Source organism: Desulfosarcina sp., assembly GCF_041551955.1.
Lineage (GTDB): Bacteria > Desulfobacterota > Desulfobacteria > Desulfobacterales > Desulfosarcinaceae > Desulfosarcina.
In genome coordinates this window covers 1-3,511 of record NZ_JBFELV010000496.1, presented here as the reverse complement: position 1 = coordinate 3,511, position 3,511 = coordinate 1, and the positions used below count along the sequence as shown (strand labels likewise).

Genomic DNA, 3,511 nt, shown 5'->3' with positions numbered 1-3,511 from the left:
TGGGACTGCCCACGGGGAGGACGGCGGTTACCTCGGCCTGGTCCGACTCGACCCGGGGCATCAGGATCATGCCGATGCGGCCGCTGAGGGCGTAGCTGAGCACGACGATCAGCACCGTCAGGCAAAGGGCAACGGTGAGGGCCCGCCAGCGGAGGCAAAGATCCAGAAAAGGGCCGTAGACCCTGTCGATAAATCGGGCCACTTTCCGGGTGAACCCCTGCTGCCAGCGGCGCAGGTGGGTCGTTGGGCGGCCGGTCTTGCGGTTCTTGATATGGGCCAGGTGGCCCGGCAGGATCAGCAACGATTCGACCCAGGAAATGAGAAAAACCGTGATCACCACCAGGGGTATGACCTTCCAGATCTTGCCCATGGTCCCGGGAATAAAGGAAAGGGGCAGAAAAGCCACCACATTGGTAAGGATGGAAAAAGCGATGGGCATGGCCACATCCCGGGCACCGAGGATCGCGGCCCTGCCGAAATCCATCCCCTGCTGCTGGTACTCGTAGATGTTTTCACCGGCAACAATGGCGTCGTCCACCACGATCCCCAGGGCCACGATAAAGGCAAACATGGAGATCATGTTGATGGACACCCCCACAACCGGCAGGAAGAGCAGGCTGCCGAGAAAGGCGGTGGGAATCCCCATGGTGACCCAGAAGGCCAGTCTGAACTCCAGAAACAACCCGAGCACCGCCAGCACCAGCACCAGTCCCATGAAAGCGTTTTTCATCAGCAGCTCCAGGCGTTGCTGGTAGACTTCGGACTGGTCGTTGCTGATGTGCCACAAGATGCCGACGGGCAGGTCCTGCTCGATTTCACCCATGGCCGAGCGCACGGCTTCGGCGACCCCCATGGGGGTCTGATCCCCGACCCGGTAAACATCGATCCCGATGGCCCGCTGCCCGTCGTAGGCGGCGGACTGGTCCGTGTCCGCAAAGCCTTCGCGCACGCTGGCGATCTCTTCCAGATAGACCACACTGCCGTCGGCGGTGGTCACAATGGGGATCCGGGCGAACTCATCGGCCCAGTCCCGGCGGTCTTTTATCCGCAGCAGGATATCCCCGCCGACCGTATCCACCGAGCCGCCGGGGATCTCGGTGGAGGCGCTGTTGATGGTCGCGGCGATCCCGGCCAGGGTCAGGCCGTAGGCCCGCAACCGTTCCTGGGGTACTTCAACCAGGATTTCGTAGTCCCGGATCCCGGACAGGTCGACCTGGGTGATCTCGGAATTTTGTAACAACCGGTCCCGCACCTGGTCGGCGGTCTCGCGCAGGGCCATTTCCGTCACATCTCCGTAAAGGTCGATCGAAAGCACCTCCCGAAGGTGGGTGGCAAGCGAGACCTCGGGTTCATCGGCATCTTCGGGAAAGGTCGTGATCCGGTCGATCTCCTGCTGGATCTCCTGGTAGACCTTCTGCCGGTCGGCGCCTTCCTCCAACTCGGCGACCACCGTTCCGTTGCCCTCGGAAGCCGTGGCGGTCAGCTCTTTGACTCCGTCGATGGCACGGATGGCCTCTTCCACGGCCAGAATGATCCCCTGCTCGACCTCTTCGGGGCTGGCTCCGGAGTAATCGACACTGACCGTCACCATGTCCAGATCGAACTCGGGGAAAACCTCCTGCTTGATGCGGGTGGTCATGAACAGTCCGCCCAGCACCAGGAAAATCATGAGCAGGTTTGGTGTGACCCGGTTATGCACCATCCAGGAGATCGGGCCGTGGGTTCGGGAAAGACGATTATTGCTCATGAGGGGTCCTCCTGCAGCCTCGACGGTTTCGCTGCAATTTGATCGCTTGGGGTATCAGCGGCGCGCAGCAGCATGCCTTCCACCGGTGCAGCCAGGTCGCTGACAACAAGGTTTTCTCCCGGCGCGATGCCGCCGGTGACCAGGATGTGATCGATTCCTCGGAAGGCGATTTCCACCGTGCGGATCGAGAGGTTGCCACTATCCTCCATGATCCAGACATCGCTGCCGTTGCGAATGAATTCACGGTCGATGGCTGCTGCAGAAGTCATCGTTTGCCCCTCGATTTCCACCCGTACGTATGAACCGATCAGCATACGGGGTTGACCCGTATTGTCCGGTGAAAGGCTCAGGGGATCGTCCACCCGGACCAGCAGCCGCGCCATGCGTCCCTGTTCCTCCAGAACCGCTTCCAGGCGAACCACCCGGCCTTGCCGAAAGACGCCGTCGCCCCAGGCGGCCGAATCGTACACCTTGACCAACGCCCCCTGGTCCCCATCGGTTTGGGGTATCCGGATCCAGCGCAGCTGGCTCACCGGCACAGACACTTGCACCCAGTAGGTGTCAGTGCCCACCAGGGTGGTCAATACGGTGGATTCACTGGCCCGGGCCCCGACGTCTACCGCGCGTGACTGGACCACCGCATTGAACGGCGCCTTGATCTGGGTGCGCGCCAGAGCCACCCGGGCCTGTTCGAGCTTGGCCTGGGCCGCTTCGAGGGTGGCGCGCAGGTTTTCCAGCTGGGGACGGCGCAGCATCAACGATTCCTCGACATCGCTAACCGTTTCTCCCAACAATTTATACTCTTTTTGAGCAACGAGCTGATTGCCCTGTTCAAGCTGCAGATCCGACTCGGCTTTGGCCACATCGGTGGTCAATTGCCTCACGGTCAGACCGTAGTCGGTGGGGTCGATCGTCAGCAGCGTTTCACCCTGGCGAAAATGGCCGCCAGGCACCAGGTTGCGGTTTAATTCAATGATTTCACCGCTGACCTGTGGTTTCAATTCCACCTGGCGTGCCGCGGTCACCGTCCCCATGCCGGAGATCACCGTCTGCTGGGGACCGTAATCCACAGACGTTACGCTCACCAGGGTCGCGTTGTGCACCTGGGGGCGTGGTTTGGCCTGAGGGCTGGTCTCCATCAGCCAGAAGGCGGTGATCGCGCCTGCGGCCAGGACGGCCAACGGCAGCACGGTGCGAAAAATGACCCTCGCCAGGCGTCGTCCATCGCCGCCATTCGTTCCCGCCGCAAGTCCGCGGTGGTTATCGTTTATTGAAATTTCTTGTTCAGACAGCATCGGAATTTCTTTTTCCTGAGGTTGTTTGCGCATCGGCTTGATTTTCTTCCGGACGATCCAACGTCCATCCTGACCCCAGGGCCCGGCACAGATCGATACGGTACTGCACCAGATCCCGCTTGGCGGTCAACAGGCTGCGTTGCAGTTCCTGATGGGAGAGCAGCGCATCGAGCACCCGCTGGTAGTCCACTGTCCCCTGGATGTACCGGTCGCGCACGCGCTCGATGACTTGACCGGCGAGCGTCAGCTGCCGGTCAATGCTGGCGATGAAATCACGTTGGCGCTGTTCCTGATCCAGGGCGTCCTCGACCTCACCCAAAGCGTCGAGAATGGTCTGGCCATAGGTGTGCAACGCTTCGGAGGCCACCGCACGGGTCCGGTCGACTTCGGCCTTGCGCAGTCCCCCATCGATGATCGGCGCCACCAGGTTGGCGGCGATGGCTGCAATCCAGTTATCAAACAGATCCCG

The 3,511-nt window shown here is 61.3% G+C and carries 3 protein-coding genes; all 3 read right to left on the bottom strand.

Annotation, left to right across the window (positions count from 1 at the left end; all coding sequences use genetic code 11):
- On the bottom strand, nt 1-1,747 hold a 1,747-nt coding region (locus ABYV26_RS23085), incomplete at its 3' end, for an efflux RND transporter permease subunit (RefSeq protein WP_372683707.1).
- Complete coding sequence (locus ABYV26_RS23080; protein WP_372683706.1) at nt 1,744-3,042, bottom strand: efflux RND transporter periplasmic adaptor subunit; 1,299 nt, start codon at nt 3,040-3,042, stop codon at nt 1,744-1,746. The genes ABYV26_RS23085 and ABYV26_RS23080, both read right to left, overlap by 4 nt.
- Nucleotides 3,032-3,511: TolC family protein (locus ABYV26_RS23075; RefSeq protein ID WP_372683705.1), on the bottom strand; the 480-nt coding region annotated here is incomplete at its 5' end. The genes ABYV26_RS23080 and ABYV26_RS23075, both read right to left, overlap by 11 nt.